This window comes from Agromyces flavus (assembly GCF_900104685.1).
Lineage (GTDB): Bacteria > Actinomycetota > Actinomycetes > Actinomycetales > Microbacteriaceae > Agromyces > Agromyces flavus.
On sequence record NZ_LT629755.1, the window covers coordinates 239,662 to 265,238 of the forward strand.

Genomic DNA, 25,577 nt, shown 5'->3' on the forward strand with positions numbered 1-25,577 from the left:
CCCTCGATTGTTATCCGGGGAATGCCGCACGCGCAAACTCGCTTAAACTCTCTGTACCGCATCGACGCGCCGTGCCCCGCGATCTGCGGTGCGCGCGGGCGATCGAGCACGACTCGACACGAAGGGGCGACATGGATCAGGCCGATCCGTTCGGATTCACGGGACTCACGTACGACGACGTCCTCCTGCTGCCGGGACACACCGACGTGATCCCGAGCGAGGCCGACACGAGCTCGCGCCTGACGAAGCGCATCACGGTCGCCACCCCGCTGCTCTCCGCCGCGATGGACACCGTGACCGAGGCCCGCATGGCGATCGCCATGGCCCGCCAGGGCGGTATCGGCATCCTGCACCGCAACCTCTCGATCGCCGAGCAGGCCGACATGGTCGACCGCGTGAAGCGCAGCGAGTCGGGCATGGTCTCCAACCCGGTGACCACGACGCCCGATGCCACGGTTGCCGAGGTCGACGAGCTCTGTGCGACCTACCGGGTCTCGGGCCTGCCCGTGGTCGACGACGAGGGGATCCTCGTCGGCATCATCACCAACCGCGACATGCGCTTCGTCTCCGACTTCGAGAAGCCGACCACCAAGGTCGTCGACGTCATGACGAAGATGCCGCTCATCACCGGCCGGGTCGGCATGGACCCCGACGAGGCCGTCGCGATCTTCGCGCAGCACAAGGTCGAGAAGCTCCCGCTGGTCGACGACGCGGGCCGGCTGACCGGCCTCATCACCGTGAAGGACTTCGACAAGTCCGAGCAGTACCCGAATGCCACGAAGGATGCCGAGGGCCGCCTGCGGGTCGGCGCCGCGATGGGCTTCTTCGGCGACGCGTGGGAGCGCGCCGAGGCGCTGCGCGACGCGGGCGTCGACGTGCTGGTCGTCGACACCGCCAACGGCGAGTCGGCCGGCGTGCTCGACATCATCCGCCGGCTCAAGGCCGACCCGACGTTCGCGCACATCGACGTGATCGGCGGCAACGTCGCGACGTACGAGGGCGCGAAGGCGCTCGTCGACGCGGGTGCCGACGCCGTCAAGGTCGGCGTGGGTCCGGGGTCGATCTGCACCACGCGCGTCGTGGCGGGCGTGGGCGTGCCCCAGATCACCGCCGTGTACGAGGCGTCCAAGGCCACCAGGCCCGCTGGCGTGCCGCTCATCGCCGACGGCGGCCTGCAGTTCTCGGGCGACATCGCCAAGGCCCTCGTCGCCGGCGCCGACACGGTCATGCTCGGGTCGCTGCTCGCGGGCACCGCCGAGAGCCCGGGCGACCTGGTGTTCCAGAACGGCAAGCAGTACAAGGCGTACCGCGGCATGGGCTCGCTGGGCGCGCTGCAGACCCGCGGCAAGAAGACGTCGTACTCGAAGGACCGCTACTTCCAAGCCGACGTTCCGAGCGACGAGAAGCTCATCCCCGAGGGCATCGAGGGCCAGGTGCCCTACCGCGGCCCCGTTTCGGCCGTCGCGTACCAGCTCGTCGGCGGCCTGCGGCAGTCGATGTTCTACGTCGGCGCACGGACGATCGCCGACCTCAAGGCGAAGGGCCGCTTCGTGCGGATCACCCCGGCCGGCCTGAAGGAATCGCACCCGCACGACGTGCAGTTCGTCGTCGAGGCGCCGAACTACACGAGGTAGCGTCAGCGCGCGTCGGCGAGTCGCGTGATCGCCTCGGAGAGGACTTCGGGTGAGCACGCGAGGTTGAGGCGCGCGTGGCCGCGGCCGGCTTCGGCGCCGAATCCGGGCCCGGGCGCGAGCGCGACACGCGCCCGCGTGAGCGCACGTTCGGCCGGGTCGTCCCCCCATCCGAGCGCGGAGAGGTCGAGCCAGGCGAGGTAGCTGGCGTCCGGCATCCGGTACCGCACTTCGGGCAGGAGGTCGGCGAGCAGGTCGACGAGGAGCCGCCGGTTGTCGTCGATCGACGCGAGCACGCCGTCGAGCCAGTACGCGCCGTGGCGGAATGCGGCGATGGACGCGATCGCGCCGAACTGCCCCATCCGCCACTCGACCTCGTAGGGGAGGGCTGCCCGGACGGCGTCGCCGCGCTCGCTCGCGGTCAGGATCATGGCGGCCTTGAGTCCGGCCAGGTTGAACGCCTTCGACGCCGCGCTGATCGCGATCCCATGCTCCCGCGCCGCATCGGACACGGTCAGGAACGGCACGTACGGCGCGTCGGGCTGGGCGAGGGGTCCGTGCACCTCGTCGGAGACGATCGTGACGGCGAAGCGTGCGGCGAGGTCGGCGAGCGCCGCGAGGTCGTCGCGGTGGTGCACGTGCCCGACGGGGTTGTGCGGATTGCAGAGCACCATGGCGCGCGCACCCTCGGCGAACGCGGCCTCGATGCCGGCCAGGTCGAGCGACCATCCGTCGTCGATGCCGCCGGCGAGCGGCACCTCGACGACCGTCGCGCCGGCCTCCGTGACGAGGTCGAAGAACGGCGGGTAGATGGGCGGGTTGATGACGACGCCGGCACCCGGCCCGACGACGCGGCGCAGCACCTCGACGATGCCCATGCTGACATCGGCTGTGCAGGTGACCTGCCCCGGGTCGGGCTCCCAGCCCAGGCGTGCGGCTGCGAACTCGGCGAACGCCTCGGCCACCGGGCGGCTGCCCCGGTTGTAGCCCGTGTCGGAGCGGCGGACCGCGGCGTGCAGCGCCTCGGCGATCGGCTCGGCGAGCGGGTAGTCCATCTCGGCGACGGGCAGTGGCAGCACGTCGGGGTCGTAGGCGGTCCACTTCGCGCTCGTGCGCGTGCGGAGCAGGTCGATCGGGTCGGCGGCGACGCGGTGCATGCCTCCAGCCTGCCGCAGTCGCGCCCGTGGCGACACCCGTTCAGGGGCCGGATGTCGCGGGGACGTCGCGGCGCGCCATCCGCCTGTGTAATCTGGTCGGCTGCCCATCGGGCGCCGCGGCGCAGACCGCGAACGGAGAACGGATCGACCCATGGGCTTCATCGACGTCAACGGCGTCTCCTTCTCGCTGCCCGACGGTCGGCCGCTGCTGGCCGACCTCGCCTTCCGGGTCGCCGAGGGTCGCACGACCGCGCTCATCGGGCAGAACGGGGCGGGCAAGACGACGCTGCTGCGCATCATCCGGGGCGACCTACGCCCCGACGAGGGCAGCGTGCAGGTCGACGGCGGCCTCGGCGTGATGGACCAGTTCGTGGGCCGCGGCGAGGTCGTCGAGGGGGTCGACCGCACCGTGCACGGGCTCCTCGTCTCCGTGGCCCCGGTGCGCGTGCGTGCCGCGGCGATCGAGCTCGAGCAGGCCGAGAACGCGCTCATCGAGACGGATGACACGGCCGCCCAGATGCGGTACGCGTCGGCGCTCGCCGAGTACGCCGAGGCGGGCGGCTACGACCAGGAGGTCGTCTGGGACCACTGCACCATGGCGGCCCTCGGCGTGCCGTTCGAGCGGGCGAAGTGGCGCGAGCTCACCACGCTGTCGGGCGGCGAGCAGAAGCGGCTCGCCCTCGAGGCGCTGCTGCGCGGGCCCGAGGAGGTGCTGCTCCTCGACGAGCCCGACAACTCGCTCGACGTTCCCGGCAAGCGCTGGCTCGAGCAGCAGTTGCGCGCGACGCCGAAGACCGTGCTGCTGGTATCGCACGACCGCGAGCTGCTCGCGCGCGCGGCCGACCGCATCGTCACGCTCGAGGCGGGCGCTGCGGGCAGTACCGCGTGGGTGCACGGCGGTAGCTTCCGCGGCTACCACGCCGCCCGCGAGGAGCGTTTCGCGCGGCTCGACGAGCTGCGCCGCCGGTGGGACGAGCAGCACGCGCAGCTGAAGCAGCTCGTGCAGACCCTCAAGGTCAAGGCGACGTACAACGACGGCATGGCGTCGCGCTACCAGGCCGCCGTGACGCGCCTGCGCAAGTTCGAGGAAGCGGGTCCGCCCGAGGAGCGGCCGCCGGACCAGGCCGTCTCGATGCGGCTGCGCGGCGCCCGCACGGGCAAGCGTGCGGTCGTCTGCGAGCGGCTCGAGCTGACCGGATTGATGCGTCCGTTCGACCTCGAGGTCTGGTACGGCGATCGGGTCGCCGTGCTCGGCTCGAACGGTTCGGGCAAGTCCCACTTCCTGCGCCTGCTCGCGGGCGGGGGCAGCGATCCCGATCCCGCGAAGGGCCACGTGACGGATGTCGGTGCGACGCTGGGGCACGTCCCGCACGAGGGGTCGGCGACCCTGGGCGCCCGCATCGTGCCCGGCTGGTTCGCGCAGGGCCACGAGCTTCCGGGGCTCCGCGGTCGCACGCTGCTCGAGATCCTGCACCGCGGCGACGCGAACCGCGAGGGGATGGCCCGCGAGGCCGCCAGCTCGGCCCTCGACCGCTACGGGCTCGCCGGGTCCGCGCTGCAGCGCTTCGAGTCGCTCTCGGGCGGACAGCAGGCGCGCCTGCAGATCCTGCTGCTCGAGCTCTCCGGCGCGACGCTGCTGCTGCTCGACGAGCCCACCGACAACCTCGACCTCGTCTCGGCCGAAGCGCTCGAGGAGGCGCTCGCGCGATTCGACGGCACGGTGCTCGCGGTCACCCACGACCGCTGGTTCACTCGCTCGTTCGACCGGTTCCTGGTGTTCCGGTCCGACGGCGAGGTCGTCGAGACGGATGTGCCGGTGTTCGACGAGTCGCGCGTGGCTCGGGCGCGCTGAGCGCCGCCCGGGTCGCGCCATCCGTTCGCCCACCGTGGCCCTTCGATAGGGTTGACGGGTGACCCAGGAGATCGAGATCGGCCGCTCGAAGCGGGGCCGACGCGTCTACGCGTTCGACGACATCGCGATCGTGCCGAGCCGGCGCACGCGCGACCCCGAGGATGTCTCGGTCGGCTGGACGATCGACGCGTACCAGTTCGACATCCCCTTCCTCGCGGCGCCGATGGACTCGGTCGTGTCGCCGCGCACGGCGATCATGATGGGCCAGCTCGGCGGCCTCGGCGTGCTCGACCTCGAGGGGCTGTGGACGCGCTACGAGGACCCCGAGCCGGTGCTCGCCGAGATCCGCAACCTCGCGCCCGAGCAGGCGACCTCGCGCATGCAGCAGCTCTACTCCGAGCCGATCAAGCCCGACCTCGTCACCTCTCGCCTCGCCGAGATCCGCGAGGCCGGAGTCACCGTCGCCGGCGCGCTGTCGCCCCAGCGCACGCAGGAGCTGTACGAGACCGTCGTCGCGGCGGGCGTCGACCTGTTCGTCATCCGCGGCACCACGGTGTCGGCCGAGCACGTCTCCAAGAACCAGGAGCCGCTCAACCTCAAGAAGTTCATCTACGAGCTCGACGTGCCCGTGATCGTCGGCGGCGCGGCCACCTACACGGCCGCGCTGCACCTCATGCGCACGGGCGCCGCGGGCGTGCTCGTCGGCTTCGGCGGCGGCGCGGCGTCGACGACGCGCGCGACGCTCGGCATCCACGCACCCATGGCGACGGCCGTGGCCGATGTCGCGGGCGCCCGCCGCGACTACCTCGACGAGTCCGGCGGCCGGTACGTGCACGTCATCGCCGACGGCGGCGTCGGCAAGGCCGGCGACATCGTCAAGGCGATCGCGTGCGGCGCCGACGCGGTCATGCTCGGCGCCGCGCTCGCGCGAGCGACAGATGCTCCCGGCGGCGGATGGCACTGGGGCGCCGAGGCGCACCACGGCAAGCTGCCGCGCGGGCAGCGCGTGCAGGTCGGCCAGGCCGCTCCGCTCGAGGAGATCCTGTACGGCCCGGCGCCCGGCGCCGACGGCACGGCGAACCTCGTCGGCGCGCTGCGCAAGTCGATGGCCACGACGGGGTACTCCGACCTCAAGGAGTTCCAGCGCGTCGAAGTGGTCGTCGCGCCCTACACGTCAGCCTGATCCACGTCGACCCCCCAGCGGGTTCCATGGTGCCCCCCGCAGGGCTCCGGTAGCGTTGAGCAGACGGGCGGGTCGCTGCGGTCCGCCCCGGAGTGGGGAGCGACGATGGCGAGACTGAAGTCCGTGGCGCGTTCGAACAAGCTCGGGCCCGAGGAGCGGGCGGCGGCGATCGCCCGGCTCAAGGAGAAGGAACTCGACATCCTCGTCGTCGGCGGCGGCATCGTGGGAACGGGAGCCGCGCTCGACGCGGTGACACGCGGCCTCTCGACCGGACTGCTCGAGGCCCGGGACTGGGCGTCGGGCACCTCGAGTCGCTCGTCGAAGCTCGTGCACGGCGGCATCCGGTACCTCGAACAGCTCGACTTCCGGCTCGTCCGCGAGGCGCTCATCGAGCGCGGCCTGCTGCTGCAACGTATCGCGCCGCACCTCGTCAAGCCGGTGCGGTTCCTCTACCCGCTGAAGAAGCGGTTCTTCGAGCGCGTCTACATCGGCGCCGGCATGCTGCTCTACGACATCTTCAGCTACAGCGGCGGCCGTCCGCCGGGCGTGCCGCACCACCGCCACCTCACCAAGGGGCAGGTCATGCGCGCCGCGCCGTCGATCGCGCCGAGCGCGCTCATCGGCGGGCTCACCTACTACGACGCGCAGGTCGACGACGCGCGGTACGTGGCGTCGCTGGCTCGAACGGCGTCGTTCTACGGCGCCCATGTGGCGAGCCGCGTCAAGGTCGAGGGCTTCGTCAAGGTCGGCGAGCGCGTGGTGGGCGTCAAGGCGCACGACCTGCAGACCGACGAGCACTTCGAGATCCGCGCCAAGCAGGTCGTGAACGCGACCGGCGTCTGGACCGACGACACCCAGCGCATGGTCGGCGAGCGCGGCACGTTCAAGGTGCGCGCCTCGAAGGGCATCCACCTGGTCGTGCCGCGCGACCGGTTCCAGTCGAACATGGGCATGCTGCTGCGCACCGAGAAGAGCGTGCTGTTCGTGATCCCGTGGGGCCGGCACTGGCTCATCGGCACGACCGACACCGACTGGAACCTCGACAAGGCGCACCCCGCGGCCACCGCGGCCGACATCGACTACCTGCTCGAGCACGTGAACGCCGTCCTCAACATCCCGCTCACGCGCGAGGACGTCGAGGGCGTGTACGCGGGCCTGCGCCCGCTGCTCGCCGGCGAGAGCGACGAGACGTCGAAGCTGTCGCGCGAGCACATCGTCGCGCACACCGTGCCCGGCCTCGTCGTCGTGGCGGGCGGCAAGTGGACCACCTACCGCGTGATGGCGAAGGACGCCATCGACGCGGCCGCCGACGCCCTCGACGGGCGCGTCCCGGCATCGACCACGCAGGACATCCCGCTGCTCGGTGCCGAGGGCTACCAGGCGGCGTGGAACAAGCGCGGGAAGATCGCGCGCGCGTTCGGCGTGCACAAGGTGCGCATCGAGCACCTGCTGAACCGGTACGGCACCATGACCGACGACCTGCTCGACCTGATCCGCGAGCGGCCCGAGCTCGGCGAGCCGCTGCCGGGTGCCGACGACTACCTCGGCGCCGAAGTCGTGTACGCGGCGTCGCACGAGGGTGCACTGCATCTCGACGACGTGCTCGCGCGCCGCACGCGCATCTCGATCGAGGCGTGGGACCGCGGCGTCTCGGCGGCCCCTGTCGCCGCGAAGCTCATGGCCGGCGTGCTCGGCTGGGACGCCGACCGCGAGGCGCTCGAGGTCGAGCGGTACCTGCAGCGCGTCGCCGCCGAGCGTGCGTCGCAGCAGCAGCCCGACGACCAGTCCGCCGATCGCGTCCGGCTCGAGGCGCCCGACATCGTGCAGGTGGACTGAGCCGAGGGCTCGCAGGGGGCGTGCATCGGGCGCCGATAGAATCGCCGGGACATGCTCCGGATGATGCTGCGCCCGCGGTGGGTGCTCGCCCTGCTCGCCGCGCTCGGGGTGGCGGCGGCGTTCGCCATCCTCGCGCAGTGGCAGGTCGGCCGCGCCGTCGAGGAGGCCACGGTCGTCGAACGGCCCACCGAGCAGGTCCGCCCCCTCGCCGAGGTCGCCCGTCCCGACGGTCCCACCGACCAGTCGGCGACCGGCCAGCGGGTGTCCGTGCGCGGCACGATCGTGCCCGGTGACACCGTGCTCGTCCAGGGCCGCCTCAACGACGGCGTCGCCGGATGGTGGGTGGTCGCCCACCTCGAGGTGACGGATGCCGCACCCGGTGGCCTCCCGGTGGCGCTCGGCTGGGCGGCCGACGAGCAGACCGCGCGCGACGCCCTCGCCGACTTCGAGGCCGGGCTCCCGGTCGACGCCGACATGGCCGTCCAGGTCGAGGTCGTCGGCCGCTTCCTGCCGAGCGAGGCCCCCGTCGTGCCCGCCGAGGACGACGACCCGAACGCGATGACCACGGTCGCGGTCGCGCACCTCATCAACGTCTGGGCCGACTACGACGATCGGCCCGTGTACTTCGGCTACGTCACCGCCGCCGAGCCGGTGGCCGGGCTCGAGGCGATCTCCTCGCCGCCGCCCGAGCAGGAGGCCCAGCTGAACTGGCTCAACGTGTTCTACGCGATCGAGTGGGTCGTGTTCGCCGGCTTCGCGGTGTTCCTCTGGTACCGGCTCGTGAAGGATGCGGTCCAGCGCGAGCGCGAGGAGGCCGAGCTCGCGGCGGCGGAGGCCGGGGCGGCCGGCTCCACCCGCGCATCCGGCGGTTCGGGCACGGCCGGCGGCGAGCCGACCGGGCGCTGACGCGTTCCGCCTGCGGCGAACTGCGGTCGCGACATCCGCCCACGGGGTGAGGATGCCGGTGTGAGCGATGACGACCGCACCGGGCCCGAGACCGACGACACGACCGGCGGACGCGCCGAGGAGCCGCTCGACGCCTACTCCAGGATCGTGACCCAGGTGGCGCACGACCTGCTGCCGAGCATGGCCAGCCTCGCCGTGCGGTCCCGGCGCGGCCAGGGCACCGGCAGCGCGAGCGTCATCTCCGACGACGGCGTGCTCCTGACGAGCGCGCACGTGGTCGTCGGCGCCGATCGTGCCGAGGCGTCGTTCGGCGACGGCACCTCGGTCGACGCCGACGTCATCGGCCGCGACCCGCTCTCCGACCTCGCGGTGCTGCGCGCGCACGGCGCGCTGCCCGCGCCGGTGCCGCTCGGCGACGCGCGCGAGCTGCGCGTGGGCCAGCTCGTCGTCGCGCTGGGCACGCCCCTCGGCTTCGCCGGCAGCGTGACGGCCGGCATCGTGTCGAGCCTCGGTCGGTCGCTGCCGACGGCGGCCGGTCGCGTCGTCGACGAGGTGATCCAGACGGATGCCGCGCTGAACCCCGGCAACAGCGGCGGCGCCCTCGCCGACGGGCTCGGCCGCATGGTCGGGGTGAACACCGCGGTCGCGGGGGTCGGCCTCGGACTCGCGGTCCCGATCAACCCGGCGACCCGCGCGATCATCGACGCACTCGTCGCCCGCGGCAGGGTGCGCCGGGCGTGGCTCGGCATCGCCGGCGCGCAGGTCCGGCTCGCGCCCGAGCTCGCGGCACGGATCGGCTCGACCACCGGCCTGCAGGTGACGGCCGTCGTGCCCGGAAGTCCCGCGGAGGTCGCGAACATCCGGGCCGGCGACATCGCCGTGAGCCTCGACGGCACCGGGATCGTGACCGCGACCTCCATCCAGCGACTGATGGTCGAAGACGCGATCGACCGCGAGGTCGAGATGACGCTGTGGCGCGGCGGCGCGCTCGTGGACGTGTTCGTGGTCCCGCGCGAGCTCGTCGGGGCATGATCCCCGGCGAACGCGAGGAAACCTCGAACTCTTGTTGACGCCCACCGTGAGGGCGAGGAGAATCGGGCGGAGTCGGACGGTCGGGGGGCCGGCGGCTCGGGGGACAATCGCCGAATCGGCGATCCGGCATGCGACCTGGGGGAGGTCGAGATGACGTGGCTCGGTTGGGAATCGCTCGGAGGCGTGCTCACGTCCGGTCCGGCGGTCAGCTCGTGGAGCAACGGCCGCCTGGACTGCTTCGTGCGCGGCACGGACAGCGCGCTCTGGCACAAGTGGTTCGACGGCGGATGGAGCGGCTGGGAGAGCCTCGGCGGCATCCTCACGTCGTCGCCCGCGGCGGTCTCGTGGGGCCGGGGGCGCATCGACGTGTTCGTGCGCGGCACTGACAGCGCATTGTGGCACAAGTGGTTCGACGGTGGATGGAGCGGCTGGGAGAGCCTGGGCGGCGTACTGACCTCGGAGCCCGCGGTCTGCTCGTGGGCGTCGGGCCGTCTCGACGTGTTCGCTCGAGGCACCGACAGCGCCCTGTGGCACAAGTGGTTCGACGGCGGCTGGAGCGGGTGGGAGAGCCTCGGCGGCGTGCTGACGTCCGGCCCCGGCGCCGTGTCATGGGGCCGCGGCCGCATCGACGTCTTCGGCGCGGGCACCGACAGCGCGCTGTGGCACAAGTGGTTCGACGGCGGATGGAGCGGCTGGGAGTCGCTCGGCGGCATCCTCACCTCGACCCCCGCCGTCTCCTCATGGAGGCCGGGCCGACTCGACGTCTTCGTCGCCGGGACCGACAGCGCCATGTGGCACAAGTGGTTCCAGAACGGATGGAGCGGCTGGGAGTCGCTGGGCGGCGTGCTCACGAGTGCTCCGGCGGCCGTGTCGTGGGGGCCGAACCGCATCGACACGTTCGTGATGGGCACCGACAGTGCGATGTGGCACAAGTGGTGGTCGGCCGTGCCCACCGTGCGGGTGCACGCCAAGGTGCTCACCGCGCCGAACATCCCCATCGCCACCATGCTGCAGCGCATGCGCGACGTGTATGCGAGCGTCGGCATCGCGGTGGAGCACGCGTCCACCGAGAACCTCAACCTGCCGACCCTGAACGACGTGGATGTCGGTGCGTGCACGCTCGGCAACACGACGGCCGAGCAGAACGCGCTCTTCGCCAACCGCAACAACGCGGGCGCGAACGACGTCGTCGTGTACTTCGTCCGCTCGACGGTGCCGCCGTTCAACGGGTGTGCCGCGCACCCGGCCGGCCGACCCGGTGCCGTGGTCGTCCAGGGCGCGACGCAGTGGACGCTCGGCCACGAGGTCGGGCACGTCCTCGGGCTGTTCCACGTCAACGACAACGACCGGCTGATGACGGGCAACGGCACGGCGAACATCACCAACCCGCCGCCCGACATCATCGGATCCGAGCGCACGACGATGCTGAACAGCGCACTCACGCAGGACATCTAGGGGGAGCCATGGCAGTGACGATGAAACAGGTTCGCGCCGCGCTCGATCCGGAGGAGCCCGACTACACCGAGGTGGTGCAGCTCGGACCCGGGGCGCTCAAGCACCTGCAGGCGCTGATCGCCTCCGACGAGCCCATGATCGCGTCGAAGGCGGCCTACGCAGCCGGACTGTTCACGGGCGACGAGGCGCGCGAGGTCGTGCGCTCCGCCGCGGCGAGCGACGATCCGATCGTGCGGGTGGCTGCCGCCGCGTCGGCGGCCAACCTGCCCGAGGAGGACGCGAGCGTGGTGCTCGCCGAGCTCGTCGCCGATCCCGACGAGGGCGTCCGGAAGGTCGCGCGGACCGCGGTGCCCGTCAACCCGAGCGAGGAGCTCGTCGCGCGCCTCGAGGAGGTCGGCACGGAGTCCGCGAACGAGGGGCCGGAGGGCGCGCCCGAGGCGCCTCCGACCGGCGGCCTCATGCCGGGCGAACGGCCGGATACGGGCGCCGCGGGGATGCCGGGTGAGCGCGGCGGGCTCATGCCGGGGGAGTCGGGCGGGATGCCGGGACGCTGACTCGCGCGCGGCCCGAACCCGCGCCATCCGACTCGGGCATCGCCCACCCGACCGCCCCGTAGACTGGACGCCATGCCCCTCGAGCCCAAATCGGCTGATTTCCCGCGCATCCGCGCGGCCCTGAAGTTCTACATGGTCTGCTCGGTCATCACGGGCGTCATGCTGCTGCTGCTGTGCACCGAGATGCTGCTGAAGTACGTGTGGCACCTCGAGCTGTTCGCGTTCGGTCCGAACGGGCTGCTCTCGTTCGAGCCGGTCGTCGAGACGCCCGAGGGCCTCGAGTCCACCGGCACGGGGGTGAATCTCTCGACGGGCATCCTCATCGCGCACGGCTGGTTCTACGTCGTGTACCTCTTCAGCAACTTCCGCCTGTGGAGCCTCATGCGCTGGCACTTCCCGCGCCTGCTGCTCCTGGCGTCCGGCGGCATCGTGCCGTTCCTGTCGTTCTTCCTCGAGGCGCGCATCGCGCGCGAGGTGCGCGGCTACCTCGCCGAGCGTGAAGCGGATGCCGCGGCCACGCGCCCTCAGTCCGAATCCGAATCCGTGGAGGCCGCCCAGTGAGCGAGACCCAGCAGCGCCCCGTGCTCGTCGTCGACTTCGGCGCACAGTACGCGCAGCTGATCGCGCGACGCGTGCGCGAGGCATCCGTCTACTCCGAGATCGTGCCGCACACGATCAGCGCCGACGAGGTGCGGGCGATGGACCCGATCGGCATCGTCCTCTCGGGCGGTCCGTCGTCGGTGTATGAAGAGGGGGCGCCGGCGCTCGATCCCGGCATCCTCGAGCTCGGCGTCCCGACGCTCGGCATCTGCTACGGCTTCCAGGTCATGGCGCAGCAGCTCGGCGGCGAGGTCGCGCATACCGGCCGCCGCGAGTACGGCTCGACCGAGGCGACGCTGCGCGTCGACGGCAACGCGCTGCTCGGCGGACAGCCCGAGCACCAGACGGTGTGGATGAGCCACGGCGACTCGGTGGCCGTCGCGCCCGAGGGCTTCGACGTGCTCGCGTCGACGGCCGACACGCCCGTCGCGGCGTTCGCGAACGACGCGCAGGGCTTCTACGGCGTGCAGTGGCATCCCGAGGTCAAGCACACGCCGTTCGGCCAGGACGTCATCGAGAACTTCCTGCATCGCGCCGCCGGCATCCCCGCCGACTGGAACTCGGGCAACGTCATCGCCGAGCAGGTGGCCCGCATCCGCGAGCAGGTCGGTGCGGGCCGGGTGATCGCGGGCCTGTCGGGCGGCGTCGACTCGGCCGTCGCGGCGGCGATCGTGCACGAGGCCGTCGGCGACCAGCTCGTGTGCGTGTTCGTCGACCACGGTCTGCTCCGCAAGGACGAGCGCAAGCAGGTCGAGGTCGACTACGTCGCAGCGACCGGCATCCGGCTCGTCACCGTGGATGCCCGGGACACGTTCCTCGACGCGCTCGCCGGGGTCACCGACCCCGAGGAGAAGCGCAAGATCATCGGCCGGGAGTTCATCCGCGCCTTCGAGCGGGCCGAGCGCGACCTCGTCGCCGAGGCCGAGGCCGACGGCGAGCCCATCCACTACCTCGTGCAGGGCACCCTCTACCCCGACGTGGTCGAGTCGGGCGGCGGCACCGGCACCGCGAACATCAAGAGCCACCACAACGTCGGCGGCCTGCCCGAAGACCTCCAGTTCGAGCTCGTCGAGCCGCTGCGCACCCTCTTCAAGGACGAGGTGCGCGCCATCGGCCGCGAGCTCGGCCTGCCCGAGGCGATCGTGGGTCGTCAGCCGTTCCCCGGCCCGGGCCTCGGCATCCGCATCGTCGGCGAGGTCACTCGCGACCGGCTCGAGACGCTGCGAGAGGCCGACGCCATCGCGCGCGCCGAGCTCACCGCGGCGGGCCTCGACCAAGAGATCTGGCAGTGCCCGGTCGTGCTGCTCGCCGACGTGCGCTCGGTGGGCGTGCAGGGCGACGGCCGCACCTACGGCCACCCGATCGTGCTCCGACCGGTGTCGTCGGAAGACGCGATGACGGCCGACTGGACTCGCCTGCCCTACGAGGTGCTCGCGCGCATCTCGAACCGCATCACCAACGAGGTGCGCGAGGTGAACCGCGTCGTGCTCGACGTCACGTCGAAGCCGCCGGGCACCATCGAATGGGAGTGAGCGGCTAGCCTGAGCCGCATGGGCGTCGTCGAGAACTCGAAGCTGTCGGTCGTCGGAGCGGGGAGCGTCGGCACGAGCCTCGCCTACGCCGCGCTCATCCGCGAATCGGCGTCGCAGGTCGCGCTCTACGACATCGCGACTGAGAAGGTCGAGGCCGAGGTGCTCGATCTCGCGCATGGCACGCAGTTCACCCGGTCGAGCGTGATCGGCGGCGCCGACCTCGACGTGGTCGCGGGGTCGCACGTCGTCGTCATCACCGCCGGGGCCAAGCAGCAGCCCGGCCAGAGCCGGATGGAGCTCGCCGGCACCAACGTCGGCATCCTCGAGCGGCTGCTGCCGGGGCTGCTCGAGCGCGCGCCCCACGCGATCTACGTGCTCGTCACGAACCCGGTCGACGTGCTCACGCTCGCTGCGCAGCGCATCAGCGGGCTTCCGCCCGAGCGCGTGTTCGGGTCGGGCACGGTGCTCGACACGTCGCGGCTTCGCTGGCTCCTCGCGAAGCGCGCCGGCGTCACGACGGCCAGCGTGCACGCCGACATCGTGGGCGAGCACGGCGACACCGAGTTCCCCCTGTGGTCGAACGCGCGCATCGGGCCCGTGCCGATCCTCGACTGGCAGGGCGGCGAGCCGTTCACGCGCCAGGAACTCGACGGCATCGCGCACGAGGTGCGCAACGCGGCGTACACCGTGATCCGGGGCAAGGGCGCCACGAACTACGCCATCGGCCTCACCGGCGCGCGCATCGTCGAGGCGGTGCTCCGCGACGAGCGTGCGGTGCTGCCCGTGAGCACGGTGCTCTCGGGCGTCCGAGGCATCGACGGGGTCGCGCTGTCGCTGCCGAGCGTCGTCGGCGGCGACGGCGCGAACGCGGTCGAGGAGACGCCGATGTCGGCCGACGAGGAGGCGCTGCTCGCGGCATCCGCCGACGCGATCAGGGCCGCGGGCGCGACGCTCGGCATCTGAGCAGAATTTCTTGGCGACGGTGTCGATCGGGCGGCTTCCCGTTCGACGCCATGAGTGAGAGGGTCGAAGGGCGACCCGAACACCGGAGGAGATTCACCATGACGCGGTACATGCTCATCATGCGGGCCAGCGACGAGGCCGTCGAGGCCTACCAGGACCTGCCGTTCGACGAGGTCATCGCGGCCATGGGTCGCTACAACGAGGAGCTCATGAAGGCCGGCGTGATGCTCGCCGGCGAGGGCCTGACCGACGCGAGCGAGGGGTTCGTCGTCGACTTCTCCTCCGAGCCGCCGCTCGTCACCGACGGCCCGTACGGCGAGACCAAGGAGCTGTTCAACGGGTTCTGGATCCTCGACGTCGCCTCGAAGGAGGAGGCCGCGGAGTGGGCCAAGCGCTGCCCGCTCGGCCCCGGCTCGAAGCTCGAGGTGCGTCGCGTGTCCGAGATCGAGGACTTCCCGCAGGACAACGAATGGATCCAGAAGGAGGTCGGCTGGCGCGCCGAGCAGGCCGAGCGTCTCGCTGAGGACGCCCGACGCGCCGCGACCAAGGCGTGACGACCGACGCGACGGCTCGTCCGGTGGACCCCGAGTCCGCCCGGCGGGCCGTCGCCGCCGTCTGGCGCATCGAGTCGGCGCGCATCGTCGCGACGCTCACGCGCATAGTCGGCGACTTCGCGCTCGCCGAGGACCTCGCCCAGGATGCGCTCGCCGAAGCGCTCGCCCAGTGGCCGGCCTCGGGCATCCCGTCGAACCCGGGCGCCTGGCTCACCGCCGTCGGCAAGCGGCGGGCGATCGACGGATGGCGCCGCCGCGAGCGGTACGACGAGCGGCTCGCCGCGATCGCGCACGACCTCGAGCGCGAGCAGGCCGAGGCGGCCGATGCCACCGGCGACCTGCCGTACGACCCCGACGCGATCGACGACGACGTGCTCCGGCTCGTGTTCGTGTCGTGCCATCCGGTGCTCTCGCGCGAGGCGCGCGTCGCACTCACGCTGCGGGTCGTCGGAGGCCTCACGACCGACGAGATCGCGCGCGCGTTCCTCGTGCCCGTCTCGACCGTGCAGCAGCGCATCGTGCGCGCGAAGAAGACGCTCGGCGACGCGGGCGTCCCCTTCGAGGTGCCGCCGCGGTCGGAGTTCCCGGCGCGACTCGGCACGGTGCTCGGCGTGCTGTACCTGATCTTCAACGAGGGGCACTCGGCGTCGGCCGGCGACGACCTCATGCGGCCCGAACTGAGCCGCGAAGCGCTGCGACTCGGCCGCATCCTGGCGGGGCTCGTGCCCCGCGAGCCCGAGGTGCACGGCCTCGTCGCACTCATGGAGCTCACGGCGGCGCGGTTCCCGGCGCGGCTCGACGCCCACGGTGATCCGGTGCTGCTCCCAGACCAGGACCGGCGGCGGTGGGACCGTTCGGCGATCACGCGCGGGCGCGCGGCGCTCGCGCGTGCCGACGCGATCGGGCGCGGACGGGGCGCCTACAGCCTGCAGGCGGCGATCGCCGAGCAGCACGACATCGCGCCATCCGTCGACGACACCGACTGGCCGACGATCGTCGCGCTCTATGAAGCGCTCGAGCAGGTGGCGCCGTCACCGGTGGTCGAGCTCAACCGCGCCGTCGCCGTCGCCATGGCCGACGGAGCGGAGGCCGGACTCGCGATCGTCGACGGGCTCGCGGCCGACGGGCGCCTCGCGAACTACCACCCGCTGCAGGCGGTGCGAGCTGAGCTCCTCGAACGGCTCGGGCGGGCGGATGACGCGCGCGAGGCGTTCGCGGAGGCGGCGCGACTCACGGCCAACGAGCGCGAGCGCGCGGTGCTGCTCGCGCGAGCGTCGCGACCCGACGCGCGCTGACCCCACCGAGCACCGCCTCCCGCCTGAGTACCGTTCCTGCGCTGGAGTGAGGGAAGCAGCAGTCCCTCCAGCGCGGAAACGGCACTTCAGCGGAGTCCGCGGACGCGGAACGGGCCGCCCCCGAGGGGACGGCCCGTTCGGGTGGATCGAGTGCTAGTCGCGCGCGATCGCGAGGATGCGCAGGATCTCGAGGTACAGCCAGACGACCGTGACCATGATGCCGAAGGCGCCGGTCCAGCCGTACTTCCTTGGGGCGCGGTTGCGAACGCCCTGCTGGATGAAGTCGAAGTCGAGCACGAGCGAGTACGCGGCCATGATCACGACGAGGACGCCGATGATGACGCCCAGCGGGATGCCCATGATCTCGGCGCCGCGGAGGCCCCACGGATCGTCGGTCACATTGAAGAGCATGAGGCCGATGTTGACGAGCGAGAAGACGAGATAGCCGACCATCGCGATGAGGAAGATCTTCGTCGCGCGAGCCGATGCCCGGATCTTGCCCGAGGCGAACAGCGCGAGCGTCACGCCGACGACGACGAGGGTCGCGATGACCGCCTGGGCGACGATGCCGCCGCCGAACATGTACTCGTACCAGGCCGAGATGCCGCCGACGAAGACGCCCTCGACGCCCGCGTAGGCGAGTACCAGGGCGGGCGAGGGCTCCTTCTTGAAGATGTTGACGAGCGCGAGCACGAAGCCGACCAGACCGGCGCCGACCCAGAGGAACGGCACGGACTGGAACGTCAGCCAGCCGATCGCCGCACCGACGAGCAGCACGCCGAACGCGGCAGCCGACTTCGCGATCGAGTCCTCGATCGTCATGACCTCGCGGTCGGGAAGGGTCGCAGGCTGGTTGTACATGTCCTGCAGCTGCTGGGCGGACATGTCCTGCGCGACAGCCACCGCCCCCTGGTTGGAGAACGCCTCGTTACGTGAGAAGGCGGGGTTGTTGAGAGCCATTGCTGTGGTTCCTCTGCTTTCGGCTTTCCGTCGGGTGGAGGGGAATCGTGCGGACGGATCTGTCCGCGTCCCTCCAACCTAGCGGGTTCAGCAGAGTCAACGCCGTGAATCCGCGCGGAATTCCGCGGGCGCGCGGAGCGCCGTGGCTACGCTGAGGGGATGCAGGCCGGCCCCGCAGAGCGTCCCCTCGTGATCGGGCACCGCGGCGCGCCGGGGTACCGGCCCGAGCACACCGAGGCCTCGTACCGGCTCGCGTTCGCACTCGGCGTCGACGCCGTCGAGCCCGATCTGGTCGCCACGCGCGACGGGGTGCTCGTACTGCGCCACGAGAACGAGATCTCGGGCACGACGGATGTCGCGTCCCGCCCCGAGTTCGCGTCGCGGCGCACCACACGCGAAGTCGACGGGAAGGCGCTCACCGGCTGGTTCACCGAGGATTTCACGTGGGCCGAGCTGTCCACGCTCCGCGCGACCGAGCGCCTCGGCGGCGTCCGGCAGCACAGCGCGACGTTCGACGGCCGGTATCCGATCATCCGCTTCCGCGACCTGCTCACGCTGCTGGATGCCGCGTCCGACGACTCGGGTCGCGACATCCGGCTGGTCGCGGAGTTCAAGCACGCGACGCACTTCGCGGGGCTGGGCCTGCCGCTCGACGAGCTGTTCGCGGCCGAGCTCACCGCCGGCGGATGGGGCCGGGGCGACGGGCGCCTCATCTCGGAGTCGTTCGAGCCGACGCTGCTCCAGCGCCTGCGCGACCGCGGGATCGCGGGCACGAAGGTGCTGCTCGTCGAGGATCGCGGCGCACCCTGGGACCTCGTCGCGGCGGCGGGCGGCACCGACGGGCGGGCACGCACGTACGACTCGTTCGTCACCGAGGAGGGGCTGCTCGGCCTCGCCGGGGCCGTCGACGGCGTGAGCGTCGGCAAGTCGCGCCTCGTCGGCGGGCCGGGGTCGTCGACGGATGTCGCAGCCGCCGGGCGACGCGCGGCGAACGGTGCGCCGCTGCAGGGGTCCGAGCTCGTCGACGCCGCGCACGCCGCGGGTCTCGCCGTCTACACGTGGACGCTCCGCCCCGAGAACCGCTTCCTCGCGCAGCCGAACCGTCGCGGCACCGCGCGTGCCGCGTGGGGCGACTGGCTCGGCGAGTTCACGCGCATCATCGAGACCGGGCTCGACGGCATCTTCCTCGACCACCCCGACCTCGGCATCGAGGCCCGCCGCGTGGCCGCGGGCGGCTGACCGCCCTGCGCGGCGCGCAGGATCCGCCCCCCGCCCGACAGCATCACCTCGGGCGGGCTGTCGGATGGCGCGCCTAGACTTGAGAGGACATGACGCTGATCCTCCACCCCGACGACCCCACCGGCTGGCGCGAGGCGCCCGTCGCGGCTTCCGATAAGCGCGGGGGCGGGCCGCAGGGCGCCGGCCCCGCGGCATCCGATCGCCTGACCGCCGGGCTCAACCCGCAGCAGCGCGAAGCGGTCGAGTATCGCGGCGAGGCGCTGCTCATCGTGGCGGGCGCCGGATCGGGCAAGACCCGCGTGCTGACGCACCGGATCGCGAGCCTCATCGACGGGCGCGAGGCGTGGCCCAGCCAGATCCTCGCGATCACGTTCACGAACAAGGCCGCGGCCGAGATGCGCGAACGCGTCGAGGCGCTGCTCGGCGAGGCCGCCGGCGGCATGTGGATCTCGACGTTCCACTCGGCGTGCGTGCGAATCCTTCGCCGCGAGGCGGCGGCCATGGGCCTGTCGACCACCTTCACGATCTACGACTCGGCCGACCAGCGCACCATCCTCAAGCGCATCATCAAGGAGCTCGACGCCGACACGCTCGGCTTCACGCCCGCGAGCGCGCAGGCGAAGATCTCCAAGCTCAAGAACGAGCTCAGCGATGTCGAGACCTACGCCCGGAACGTCAACACGAACGACCCGAACGACGTGATGTTCCTCGAGATCTTCCGCCAGTACACCCGGCGGCTGCGCGATGCGAGCGCGCTCGACTTCGACGACCTCATCAGCGAGACGGTCTACCTGTTCCGGGCGTTCCCCAAGGTCGCAGCGCTCTACCAGCGGCGGTTCCGGCACATCCTCGTCGACGAGTACCAGGACACCAACCACGCGCAGTACGCGCTGATCCGCGAACTCACGAGGCCCGTCGAACCCGACGTCGTCGCCGAGCTCGACGAGCACGGCGTGCTGGTGCGGGGCATGACGGATGCCTCGGGGCGGATCCCGGGCGCGAGCCTCACGGTGGTCGGCGACTCCGACCAGTCCATCTACGCGTTCCGGGGCGCCGACATCCGCAACATCGTCGAGTTCGAGCGCGACTTCCCGGGCGCGAAGGTCGTGCTGCTCGAGCAGAACTACCGGTCGACGCAGAACATCCTGAGCGCCGCCAACGCCGTGATCGCGAACAACTTCGACCGGAAAGAGAAGAAGCTCTGGACGGCCGACGGCGACGGCGACAAGATCACCGGCTACACGGGGTACTCGGCGCACGACGAGGCGCAGTTCGTCGCCGACGAGATCGAGGCGCTGCACCGCGCCGGCGTCGCCTATCGCGACATCGCGGTCTTCTACCGCACCAACGCGCAGACCCGAGCGCTGGAAGAGATCTTCGTCCGCTCCGCCCTGCCGTACCGGGTCGTCGGCGGCACGAAGTTCTACGAGCGCGCCGAGATCAAGGACGCGATGGCCTACCTCATCGCGGTCGCGAACCCGCTCGACGAGCTCGCGATCCGTCGCATCCTGAACACGCCGAAGCGCGGCATCGGCCCCGCCACCGAGACCTCGATCGCGAGCTTCGCCGAGCAGAACGACCTCTCGTTCCGGCAGGCGATGCGCGCTGCCGACGGCCTCGGACTCGGGCCGAAGGTCACGAAGGCGATCCTCGACCTCGCGAACCTGCTCGACGAGGCGGCCGCGATGCTCGTGCCCTCGCAGAAGGGCATCGACGAGGGCACGAACGAGGGCGCCGCGAAGGTCTCCGACGTGCTCGCTCACCTGCTCGACCGCTCGGGCCTGGTCGAGACGCTCCGCAACAGCCGCGACCCGCAAGACGAGACGCGCGCCGAGAACGTCGAGGAACTGCTCGCGCAGACCAAGGACTTCGACCGCGAGAACCCGGGCGCCGGGCTGGTCGACTTCCTCACGCAGGTCTCGCTCGTGGCTGCGGCCGACGAGCTCGACGATGCGTCGGGCACGGTGTCGCTCATGACGCTGCACACCGCCAAGGGCCTCGAGTACCACGCGGTGTTCCTCACCGGCATCGAGGAGGGCCTGCTGCCGCACCAGATGTCCGCGACCGAGCCGGGCGGGCCGGCCGAGGAGCGGCGCCTCTTCTACGTCGGCATCACTCGGGCCCGCAAGCGGCTCTACCTCTCGCTCGCGATGAGCCGGGCCCAGTTCGGCGAGGTGTCGGTCGCGATGCCGAGTCGATACCTGCAGGAGATCCCCGACGAGCTCATCGACTGGAAGCAGTCGCCCGGCATGGCGACCAGCCGCGGCGGCACCCAGCCGCGAGCGCTCAACGCGCGCCGCGGCGGCTACGGCAGCGGCGGGTCCGGCGGCGCCTGGGGGCTCCGCGACCGCGACCTCGAGCGGTTCAGCGTCACGAAGGCCGCGGCGCCGAAGGCCGAGTGGGCGAACCGTGTCACCGGCACGGTGCGCGACAACGGCGACCTGACCCTCGAGGTCGGCGACCGCATCCGGCACACCGACTTCGGCGAGGGCACCGTGCGGCAGGTCACGGGCGAGGGCAGCAAGCGCATCGCGCACGTCGCGTTCGACACCGCGGGGCAGAAGAAGCTGCTCATCAAGATCGCGCCGATCGAGAAGCTGTGACCTGGCCCGTCCGGTCGCAGCGGACCGTGTACGAGAACCCGTGGATCCGCGTGACCGAAGACGCGGTCGTCCGCCCCGACGGCAGCGACGGAATCTACGGCGTCGTCGAACTGCGCAACGTCGCCGTGTTCGTCGTCGCGCTGACCGACGACGACGAGGTCGTGCTCGTCACGCTCGACCGGCACACCGTCGGCGAGTCTGTCGAGGTGCCCGCGGGCGGCGCCGACGGCGACGACCCGCTCGTCGCGGCCCAGCGCGAACTGCTCGAGGAGACCGGGCTCGAGGCGACGCACTGGCGTGAGGTCGGCCGCATGGACGCGCTGAACGGCGTCTGCCGCGCGAGCGAGGTCGTCTTCCTCGCGACCGGCCTGCGGACGTCATCGCACGCCGGGCACGATGCCGTCGAAGAGGGCATCAGGCATGTCCGCACCGTGCCGTGGGGCGACGTCATGCGGATGCTGCGACACGGCGAGATCCGTGACGGCGAGACGGTCGCGGCACTCATGTTCGCCGCGCTCGAGCTCGGCCGCGTCGGCTGAGCCGCAGACGCTCACGTTCCCAGCCGGCCCACAGGCGACCCATCGGGCGGCGATAGAACGCACGCGCACGATGGCACCATGGCATTCCTGGTCCACGACGCTCGAGGCCTCGAGCGACCCCTGCGCCCCGTCGGCGACGAGCACGGCATGCGTGCGCGGCGCCGGCTGTGGCGCGTGGACGTACTGCAGGCGCTCGCCGTGGCATCCGTCGCGGTCGCGATCGCGTTGTTCCTCGCCGAAGGCGGCGCGAGCCGATTCGGTGACCCCGGCGCCGCGCTGAGCTCGCTGGGCATCATCGCGGGTCTCGCGGCGACCGGCCTCGTGCTCGTGATGCTGCTGCTCGCGGCGCGCGTGCCGCTCATCGAGCGCGCAGTCGGCCACGACGCCGCGATGGCGTTGCACGGCAGGATCGGCAAGCCCGTGCTCTACCTGCTCATCGCCCACGGCGTGCTGCTGCTCGCCGGGTACGCGATCGCGGACGGCGTCGACGTCGTCGCCGAGGCGCTGGCGATCTGGGCGCTGCCCGACCTGCCGCTCGCGATCCTCGGCTTCGCGCTGTTCCTCGCCGTCGTCGTGAGCTCGCTCGTGGCGGTGCGCCGCCGACTGCGCTACGAAGCGTGGCACCTCATCCACCTGCTCTCGTACCTCGCGGTGCTCGCCGCGCTGCCCCACCAGTTCAGCGTGGGCGGACTGTTCGCCGAGGGGACCTGGCAGCGCGTGTACTGGATGATCGCGACCGTCGCCACGCTCGCCGCCGTGGTCGCATTCCGCGTCGTCGCGCCACTCGCCGGCAGCCTGCGGCACCGGCTCGTGGTCGAGTCGGTCCTGCCGGTCGGCGACCCGCGGGACGGCATCGTGTCCGTCACGATGCGCGGCCGGACGCTGGATCGCCTGCGAGCCTCGGGCGGCCAGTTCTTCATCTGGCGCTTCCTCGCCGCGGGCCAGTGGTGGCAGGCGCACCCCTACTCCCTCTCGGCGGTGCCCCGCGGCGATCACCTGCGGATCACGGTTCGCGCGCTCGGCGACGGCTCGGCGACGATCGCCGGGATCCGCCCCGGCACGCGGGTCGCGATCGAGGGGCCGTACGGCGTGTTCAGCGAGGCGTCGCGCAGCCGACGGCGCCTGACGCTCGTCGGCGCCGGGATCGGCGTGACGCCCATCCGCTCGTTGCTCGAGTCGGCGACGTTCCGGCCCGGCGAGGCGACCGTGGTGCTGCGCACGCCGGCGCCGGCCGACGGATGGCTCCTCGATGAGATCCGCGCACTGTGCCGCTCGCGCGGCGCGACCCTCCTCACGGTTCCGGGCGGCCGCGGTCGGGGCTGGCTCACGGATGCCGCGGAGCGCCAGGGTCTCGACCTCACGGCGCTCGTGCCGCGCGTGGCCGAGAGCGACCTGTATGTCTGCGGTCCGCGCGCTTGGGCCGAGGGCGTGATCACCGAGGCCCGAGCCGCCGGCCTCGCGCCCGAGCAGATCCATCACGAGAGGTTCGACTGGTGAGACGACGTGCGATGATCCTGGCCTCCGCGGCCTCGGCCGCGGCCCTCCTCGGCGGCTGGCAGCTCGGCAACGCCGCTACGAAAGCGACCCTGCCGGACACAACCGCGTCATCGGGCTCGGACTCCGGCTCGGACTCGGGCTCGATCGCGGCCGGAGGCAGCGGCAGCACGAGCTCGTCGGGGGCGATCTCGGGGGGAACCTCGGGCACTGACTCGACGCAGTCGACCGGCTCGGGCGGCTCCGCGACATCCGCCGACTCGACCACGTCGAGCGGCGGGTCGGACGGAACGTACACCGGCACCACGGTCTCGACGCGGTTCGGCGACGTGCAGGTGCAGGTCACCATCTCGGGCGGTGCGATCACGGACGTGACCGCGCTCCAGCTCACCGACCACGACGGCCGGTCGATCCAGATCAGCAATCGCGCCGAGCCGGTGCTGCAGGACGAGGTGCTGCAGGCGCAGTCCACGTCGGTCGCGATGGTGAGCGGTGCGACGTACACCAGCGCGGCGTACCTGCAGTCGTTGCAGGCGGCGCTCGACCAGGCGGGGTTCTGATGGATGGGGCGGCCCTTCCGCGCGGTGCGTTCGCCGCGATGGGCACGGTCGTGAGCGTCCGACTCGACGTCGACGGCGTGCACGCGGACACCGCGGTGGCCGCCGTCGCGGCGATCTTCGCGCGATGGGAGGTGCGGTGCAGCCTCTTCGATCCCGCGTCGGAGCTCAGCCGCGTCGGGCGGGGCGAGCTCGCGCTCACCGACGCGAGCGCCGACGTGCGGGACGCCTACGCGCTCGCGCTCCGCTGGAGGGACGCCACGGACGGCGTCTTCACGCCGCACCGCGGCGACGGCGTGATCGACCTGAACGGCGTGGTCAAGGCGCTCGCCGTCGAGGAGGCGGGGGTCGCGCTGGACCGCGCGGGGTTCGCCCAATGGGCGGTCGACGCGGGCGGCGACGTGCTCGTGGCCGCGGACGCGACCTCCGGGACGCCGTCGCCCTGGGCCATCGGCATCGTGGATCCGTCCGACCGCACGGCCCTGCTCGCCCGGTTCGACCTCGACGGCGCCCGCCGACGCGCGATCGCCACCTCGGGCAGCGCCGAGCGCGGCGACCACATCTGGACGCGCGCGGGCGAGGGGCCGAGCCCGTTCGTCCAGGTGAGCGTCGTCGCGGCCGACCTCGTGACGGCCGACGTGCTCGCGACGGCCATCGTCGCCGGTGGTCGCGCGTCGCTCGACGAGCTCGTCGAGCGGTTCGACGTCGACGTCCTCGCGATCGCGCGTGGCGGCGAACTGCTCGCGACGCCGGGGTGGCCGCGCGCTCAGCCGGCCTCGGTCGCGGGCGCGGCGAGCCCGGGCGGCAGCGGAAGCCGCGCGATCAGGCCCATGGCGTCGTAGGGCGCGCGCACCTTGATGTCGTTGTCGAAGTAGAGGTACGCATCGCGCCCGGCGTCGAGGTGGGTACGCGTCCAGGCCGCCCACCGATCGAGCGACTCGGCATCGTAGCCCGACGCGTAGAGTTCCTCCTCGCCGTGCAACCGTGCGTATGCGAAGTCCGCCGTCGTCCGGTCCAGGCGCGGGTACCGCCCCGCGGTGTCGGCCGTCACGCTCGCCACGCCGTGCCGCTCGAGCACGGCGCCCCACTCGTCGGCGGCGTCCTCGAACGACGGATGGCGCACCTCGACGGCATGCCGGATGCCGGCGTCCTCGCCCACCCCGAACGAGGCGCGTCCCTCCATCCGCTCGTCATGGCGGGCCGCGAGCGCCGCGGCATCCGCCCTCGACCGGGGAAGCCGACCGAGGAACGCATCGAGCAGCCCGGCATCGAACGCGAGCGTCGGCGGCAGCTGCCATAGGACGGGGCCGAGCTTCGGCCCTAGGTCGAGCACGCCCGACGCGAAGAAGTTCGCCAGCGGCGCCTCGATGTCGCGGAGCCGTTTGATGTGCGTGACGAAGCGCGGCCCCTTGACGGCGTAGACGAATCCGTCCGGCGTCCCGTCGCGCCAGCGCTGCCAGTTCGCCGGCCGCTGCAGCGAGTAGAACGAGCCGTTCACCTCGATCGAGGTCATGCGCGCGGCGGCGTAGGCCAGTTCATCGGCCTGCCGGAGCCCCTTCGGGTAGAACACGCCACGCCAGCCCTTGTAGCGCCATCCCGAGATGCCGACGCGTGCCTCCGACATCGGATGCACTC

Annotated in this window: 22 protein-coding genes; 19 read left to right on the forward strand and 3 right to left on the reverse strand. The window is 71.9% G+C overall.

Annotation, left to right across the window (positions count from 1 at the left end; all coding sequences use genetic code 11):
- Nucleotides 1-131: 131 nt before the first annotated feature.
- On the forward strand, nt 132-1,634 hold the full coding sequence (guaB, locus tag BLT99_RS01250) for an IMP dehydrogenase (protein WP_092668621.1): 1,503 nt from the start codon (nt 132-134) through the stop codon (nt 1,632-1,634).
- A 2-nt stretch (nt 1,635-1,636) separates the two neighbouring features.
- On the opposite strand, the gene BLT99_RS01255 is transcribed toward guaB, so the two are convergent.
- A complete protein-coding gene (locus BLT99_RS01255; protein WP_092668623.1) occupies nt 1,637-2,788 on the reverse strand; it encodes a MalY/PatB family protein in 1,152 nt (383 codons plus the stop codon).
- A 151-nt stretch (nt 2,789-2,939) separates the two neighbouring features.
- Between BLT99_RS01255 and BLT99_RS01260 the strand changes: the two genes are divergently transcribed.
- The 12 genes from BLT99_RS01260 (at nt 2,940) to BLT99_RS01315 (ending at nt 16,550) form a co-directional block, all read left to right on the forward strand.
- Complete coding sequence (locus BLT99_RS01260; RefSeq protein WP_092668624.1) at nt 2,940-4,640, forward strand: ABC-F family ATP-binding cassette domain-containing protein; 1,701 nt, start codon at nt 2,940-2,942, stop codon at nt 4,638-4,640.
- Between the two features lie 58 nt (nt 4,641-4,698).
- A complete protein-coding gene (locus BLT99_RS01265; protein ID WP_092668626.1) occupies nt 4,699-5,823 on the forward strand; it encodes a GuaB3 family IMP dehydrogenase-related protein in 1,125 nt (374 codons plus the stop codon).
- A 105-nt stretch (nt 5,824-5,928) separates the two neighbouring features.
- Nucleotides 5,929-7,659: a glycerol-3-phosphate dehydrogenase/oxidase gene (locus BLT99_RS01270; protein ID WP_172802948.1), complete on the forward strand. Its 1,731-nt coding sequence runs from the start codon at nt 5,929-5,931 to the stop codon at nt 7,657-7,659.
- 51 nt (nt 7,660-7,710) lie between these two features.
- On the forward strand, nt 7,711-8,565 hold the full coding sequence (locus tag BLT99_RS01275; RefSeq protein ID WP_092668630.1) for an SURF1 family protein: 855 nt from the start codon (nt 7,711-7,713) through the stop codon (nt 8,563-8,565).
- Nucleotides 8,566-8,625: 60 nt separating this feature from the next.
- Nucleotides 8,626-9,597: a S1C family serine protease gene (locus BLT99_RS01280; protein WP_229724793.1), complete on the forward strand. Its 972-nt coding sequence runs from the start codon at nt 8,626-8,628 to the stop codon at nt 9,595-9,597.
- 150 nt (nt 9,598-9,747) lie between these two features.
- Nucleotides 9,748-11,052: a hypothetical protein gene (locus BLT99_RS01285; RefSeq protein ID WP_092668632.1), complete on the forward strand. Its 1,305-nt coding sequence runs from the start codon at nt 9,748-9,750 to the stop codon at nt 11,050-11,052.
- A gap of 8 nt (nt 11,053-11,060) precedes the next feature.
- The gene (locus BLT99_RS01290; RefSeq protein ID WP_092668634.1) at nt 11,061-11,606 is read left to right on the forward strand and encodes a HEAT repeat domain-containing protein; all 546 of its coding nucleotides are present in this window, start codon (nt 11,061-11,063) and stop codon (nt 11,604-11,606) included.
- A gap of 72 nt (nt 11,607-11,678) precedes the next feature.
- Nucleotides 11,679-12,167 carry a DUF3817 domain-containing protein gene (locus tag BLT99_RS01295; protein ID WP_092668635.1) on the forward strand — a complete coding sequence of 163 codons (489 nt, stop codon included), beginning with the start codon at nt 11,679-11,681 and terminating at the stop codon, nt 12,165-12,167.
- On the forward strand, nt 12,164-13,738 hold the full coding sequence (guaA, locus tag BLT99_RS01300) for a glutamine-hydrolyzing GMP synthase (protein WP_092668637.1): 1,575 nt from the start codon (nt 12,164-12,166) through the stop codon (nt 13,736-13,738). Before BLT99_RS01295 ends, guaA begins: the two co-directional genes overlap by 4 nt.
- An 18-nt stretch (nt 13,739-13,756) precedes the next feature.
- Nucleotides 13,757-14,701, forward strand: coding sequence for an L-lactate dehydrogenase (locus tag BLT99_RS01305; protein ID WP_092668639.1), 945 nt, complete (start codon nt 13,757-13,759; stop codon nt 14,699-14,701).
- Nucleotides 14,702-14,799: 98 nt separating this feature from the next.
- The gene (locus BLT99_RS01310) at nt 14,800-15,255 is read left to right on the forward strand and encodes a YciI family protein (RefSeq protein WP_092668640.1); all 456 of its coding nucleotides are present in this window, start codon (nt 14,800-14,802) and stop codon (nt 15,253-15,255) included.
- A 23-nt stretch (nt 15,256-15,278) separates the two neighbouring features.
- A complete protein-coding gene (locus BLT99_RS01315; RefSeq protein ID WP_197675514.1) occupies nt 15,279-16,550 on the forward strand; it encodes an RNA polymerase sigma factor in 1,272 nt (423 codons plus the stop codon).
- Between the two features lie 153 nt (nt 16,551-16,703).
- Here BLT99_RS01315 and BLT99_RS01320 read toward each other — a convergent pair whose 3' ends face one another.
- Nucleotides 16,704-17,510, reverse strand: coding sequence for a Bax inhibitor-1/YccA family protein (locus BLT99_RS01320; RefSeq protein ID WP_092668644.1), 807 nt, complete (start codon nt 17,508-17,510; stop codon nt 16,704-16,706).
- 159 nt (nt 17,511-17,669) lie between these two features.
- On the opposite strand from BLT99_RS01320, the gene BLT99_RS01325 reads away from it, so the two are divergent.
- The 6 genes from BLT99_RS01325 (at nt 17,670) to BLT99_RS01350 (ending at nt 24,784) form a co-directional block, all read left to right on the forward strand.
- Nucleotides 17,670-18,749 (forward strand): glycerophosphodiester phosphodiesterase family protein, encoded by a 1,080-nt coding sequence (locus BLT99_RS01325; protein WP_092668646.1) that lies wholly within the window; start codon nt 17,670-17,672, stop codon nt 18,747-18,749.
- 89 nt (nt 18,750-18,838) lie between these two features.
- Nucleotides 18,839-21,352: an ATP-dependent helicase gene (locus BLT99_RS01330; protein ID WP_092668648.1), complete on the forward strand. Its 2,514-nt coding sequence runs from the start codon at nt 18,839-18,841 to the stop codon at nt 21,350-21,352.
- Nucleotides 21,349-21,891 (forward strand): NUDIX domain-containing protein, encoded by a 543-nt coding sequence (locus BLT99_RS01335; protein WP_092668650.1) that lies wholly within the window; start codon nt 21,349-21,351, stop codon nt 21,889-21,891. The genes BLT99_RS01330 and BLT99_RS01335 overlap by 4 nt, the downstream gene beginning before the upstream one ends.
- A 78-nt stretch (nt 21,892-21,969) precedes the next feature.
- Nucleotides 21,970-23,388 carry a ferredoxin reductase family protein gene (locus BLT99_RS01340; protein ID WP_229724792.1) on the forward strand — a complete coding sequence of 473 codons (1,419 nt, stop codon included), beginning with the start codon at nt 21,970-21,972 and terminating at the stop codon, nt 23,386-23,388.
- Nucleotides 23,385-23,945 (forward strand): FMN-binding protein, encoded by a 561-nt coding sequence (locus BLT99_RS01345; RefSeq protein ID WP_197675515.1) that lies wholly within the window; start codon nt 23,385-23,387, stop codon nt 23,943-23,945. The genes BLT99_RS01340 and BLT99_RS01345 overlap by 4 nt, the downstream gene beginning before the upstream one ends.
- Nucleotides 23,945-24,784: an FAD:protein FMN transferase gene (locus tag BLT99_RS01350; protein WP_229724791.1), complete on the forward strand. Its 840-nt coding sequence runs from the start codon at nt 23,945-23,947 to the stop codon at nt 24,782-24,784. Before BLT99_RS01345 ends, BLT99_RS01350 begins: the two co-directional genes overlap by 1 nt.
- Here BLT99_RS01350 and BLT99_RS01355 read toward each other — a convergent pair.
- Nucleotides 24,709-25,566 (reverse strand): DUF72 domain-containing protein, encoded by an 858-nt coding sequence (locus BLT99_RS01355; RefSeq protein WP_092668656.1) that lies wholly within the window; start codon nt 25,564-25,566, stop codon nt 24,709-24,711. The genes BLT99_RS01350 and BLT99_RS01355 overlap by 76 nt on opposite strands.
- Nucleotides 25,567-25,577: the final 11 nt, after the last annotated feature.

Excerpts from the sequence above, each read along its gene's own strand:
- BLT99_RS01290 (WP_092668634.1), top strand. The coding sequence starts at position 11,061 with ATGGCAGTGACGATGAAACAGGTTCGCGCCGCGCTCGATCCGGAGGAG.
- BLT99_RS01275 (WP_092668630.1), top strand. The coding sequence starts at position 7,711 with ATGCTCCGGATGATGCTGCGCCCGCGGTGGGTGCTCGCCCTGCTCGCC.
- BLT99_RS01355 (WP_092668656.1), bottom strand. The coding sequence starts at position 25,566 with ATGTCGGAGGCACGCGTCGGCATCTCGGGATGGCGCTACAAGGGCTGG.
- BLT99_RS01340 (WP_229724792.1), top strand. The coding sequence starts at position 21,970 with ATGGCATTCCTGGTCCACGACGCTCGAGGCCTCGAGCGACCCCTGCGC.
- BLT99_RS01260 (WP_092668624.1), top strand. The coding sequence starts at position 2,940 with ATGGGCTTCATCGACGTCAACGGCGTCTCCTTCTCGCTGCCCGACGGT.
- BLT99_RS01320 (WP_092668644.1), bottom strand. The coding sequence starts at position 17,510 with ATGGCTCTCAACAACCCCGCCTTCTCACGTAACGAGGCGTTCTCCAAC.
- BLT99_RS01325 (WP_092668646.1), top strand. The coding sequence starts at position 17,670 with ATGCAGGCCGGCCCCGCAGAGCGTCCCCTCGTGATCGGGCACCGCGGC.
- BLT99_RS01350 (WP_229724791.1), top strand. The coding sequence starts at position 23,945 with ATGGATGGGGCGGCCCTTCCGCGCGGTGCGTTCGCCGCGATGGGCACG.
- BLT99_RS01310 (WP_092668640.1), top strand. The coding sequence starts at position 14,800 with ATGACGCGGTACATGCTCATCATGCGGGCCAGCGACGAGGCCGTCGAG.
- BLT99_RS01330 (WP_092668648.1), top strand. The coding sequence starts at position 18,839 with ATGACGCTGATCCTCCACCCCGACGACCCCACCGGCTGGCGCGAGGCG.
- BLT99_RS01285 (WP_092668632.1), top strand. The coding sequence starts at position 9,748 with ATGACGTGGCTCGGTTGGGAATCGCTCGGAGGCGTGCTCACGTCCGGT.
- BLT99_RS01270 (WP_172802948.1), top strand. The coding sequence starts at position 5,929 with ATGGCGAGACTGAAGTCCGTGGCGCGTTCGAACAAGCTCGGGCCCGAG.
- BLT99_RS01255 (WP_092668623.1), bottom strand. The coding sequence starts at position 2,788 with ATGCACCGCGTCGCCGCCGACCCGATCGACCTGCTCCGCACGCGCACG.
- BLT99_RS01295 (WP_092668635.1), top strand. The coding sequence starts at position 11,679 with ATGCCCCTCGAGCCCAAATCGGCTGATTTCCCGCGCATCCGCGCGGCC.
- BLT99_RS01305 (WP_092668639.1), top strand. The coding sequence starts at position 13,757 with ATGGGCGTCGTCGAGAACTCGAAGCTGTCGGTCGTCGGAGCGGGGAGC.
- guaB (WP_092668621.1), top strand. The coding sequence starts at position 132 with ATGGATCAGGCCGATCCGTTCGGATTCACGGGACTCACGTACGACGAC.